This is a genomic window from Protofrankia sp. Cr1 (assembly GCF_963555865.1).
Classification (GTDB): domain Bacteria; phylum Actinomycetota; class Actinomycetes; order Frankiales; family Frankiaceae; genus Protofrankia.
Map to the genome: position 1 here is coordinate 1 of NZ_CAUVXO010000614.1, position 2,041 is coordinate 2,041.

The 2,041-nt window shown below is 69.3% G+C and carries 3 protein-coding genes and 1 pseudogene; 2 read left to right on the plus strand and 2 right to left on the minus strand.

All coding sequences use genetic code 11. The features are described from left to right. Both U9980_RS26730 and U9980_RS26735 read right to left on the minus strand, forming a co-directional pair. Positions 1-212, minus strand: a pseudogene (locus U9980_RS26730) (hypothetical protein); the annotation flags it as partial. Continuing rightward, a complete protein-coding gene (locus U9980_RS26735; protein WP_322770462.1) occupies positions 209-709 on the minus strand; it encodes an SAM-dependent methyltransferase in 501 nt (166 codons plus the stop codon). The gene U9980_RS26735 and the pseudogene U9980_RS26730, both read right to left, overlap by 4 nt. 241 nt (positions 710-950) lie before the next feature. Here U9980_RS26735 and U9980_RS26740 point away from each other — a divergent pair, with 241 nt between their 5' ends. Both U9980_RS26740 and U9980_RS26745 read left to right on the plus strand, forming a co-directional pair. Next, positions 951-1,811, plus strand: coding sequence for a helix-turn-helix transcriptional regulator (locus U9980_RS26740; RefSeq protein WP_322770463.1), 861 nt, complete (start codon positions 951-953; stop codon positions 1,809-1,811). Beyond that, positions 1,808-2,032 (plus strand): DUF397 domain-containing protein, encoded by a 225-nt coding sequence (locus U9980_RS26745; protein ID WP_322770464.1) that lies wholly within the window; start codon positions 1,808-1,810, stop codon positions 2,030-2,032. Before U9980_RS26740 ends, U9980_RS26745 begins: the two co-directional genes overlap by 4 nt. Positions 2,033-2,041: the final 9 nt, after the last annotated feature.

Genomic DNA, 2,041 nt, shown 5'->3' on the forward strand with positions numbered 1-2,041 from the left:
GTCGCGCACAGCGTCTCGCCGCCGACCTGGACCTGGCACAGCAGACTGCTGCCACCGGTGACCGTCGGCCCGAACGTCGCCTCCACCCCCGGCCACACCGCGGCGGCCGCGGCGGCGACCCGCTCCGCGGCGGCGACCCGCTCCGCGGCGTGATCCAACAGCCGCCGCACCTCACCGTCCGGCCAGCGGGCCGAACGCGGCTGCCGGGTCACCGCAGGCGTCCCATGCCTGCATAGACCGGCCCGGGATCGACCAGGTCACAGCCGTCGAAGGATCGCGGCAGCTCCGCACGGGTGGGCAGGCAGAACGGACCGGTCGTCCGCCGGTACAGCTCTGCCGCATTCGCAACATCCTGGGTCTGGCCGTCACCGGTGGCGTGGCTGATGACCAGGTAGCTGCCCGCCGGCAGCGCGTCCCGCAACACCGCCACCAGCTCCTCCGGGCCGGTGTCCTCGGGGAAGAAGCGCAGCACCGCGACCGGCCGCGACCGATCCATCGGACCCGCCACCAAGGCGCTGGTGGCGATGGGCAGCCCAGCAAGGCCAGCTGCGGGTCGCCCGAACGTCCTGCGATCCGCAGACAGTGCGGCCGGCTCTCCCGCTCCCGACGGCCATGGAAATCTGCGTCTTACGCCAATCTCGGACCACGCCGACGTCGTCTCGCCGTAGATCAGCTTCATCTCGGCCACGATCCACCCCACGTTGCTCATCGAGACGCCGCACTTGAGCGGCGGGAGTCCAACGGCAGCCTGCTAACGGGTCGTCCATCGGGCCTGGTGGTGACGGAGGTGGCTCGATCGGCGACGGACACAGAATGCACCAGAACGGTACTGCCGTGCAATGCACAGCGGTACTCTTCTCGTAGAAATTTGCTGCTACACGATGTCCCCGCAGGACGGTGCCCATGAGCGTGCCAAACTCGTCGCGACGTCATCCGAGGAGGGACCGATCGTGGCCAGCGACACGAGCCCGACGATGCGCCGCCGCCAGGTCGGCGCCGAGCTGCGCCGCCTGCGCGAGGCAGCCGATGTCACCATCGACGAGGCCGCCGCGCACCTGGGCTGCTCAGGATCGAAGATCAGCAGGATGGAAACCGGAGTCGGCGTGCAGCGGGCTCGGGACGTCACCAAACTGCTTGACCACTACGACGTGACCAGCCAGGACCTGCGCGCCGAACTGCTCGGCATCGTCCGGGACTCCCGCCAGCAGGACTGGTGGCACAACTACACCGACGCCGTACCCCGCTGGTTCGAGCGGTTCATGGCCGCCGAAAGCGGCGCGGTGAGCGTGGACGAGTTCGAGACTCAGGCAGTCCCCGGGCTGCTACAGACCCCCGGGTACGCCCGCGCCGTGCTGCGCGCGGCCAACACCAGCCTCGACGACGACGAGATCGACCGGCGAGTCACCGTCCGGATGGAACGCCAGAAACGCCTCGACAGCCAGGACCCCCTCGCCTTGTGGGCCGTCCTCGACGAGTCCGTCCTACGCCGCCACATCGGCGGCGCCGACATCATGCGAGCCCAGCTCGAGCACCTGGCCGACCGTGCCACCTGGTCGAACATCACCGTTCAGGTCCTGCCTTACACCCTCGGCGCCTACGCCGCCTTCGGGCACCCGTTCACGATCCTGACCTTCCCCACGCCCACCGGCGGCGAAGTCGTCCACATGGACCAGCTCCACAGCGGCCTCTACCTGGAACGGGAATCCGACCTGCGCAGGTATAAACTCGCCATGAACCGTTTGCGGGCCGCCGCGCTCGACCCGGAACGATCACGCACCATGATCAGTAACGCGGCGGAGGACCTGAGATGAACACCGCCCCACCCGCCCCCACCGGCGGCACTCCCCACCTCAGCTGGCGGAAGAGCAGCCACAGCACCGGCAACGGCGGGAACTGCGTCGAAGTCGCCACCCTCCCCGACGGAGGCCAGGCCGTCCGCGACTCCAAGCACCCCAACGGCGCCGTCCTGCTGTTCACCCCAGCCGAGTGGACCGCGTTCCTCGCCGGCGCCCGCGACGGCGAATTCGACTAGACCGCTCCA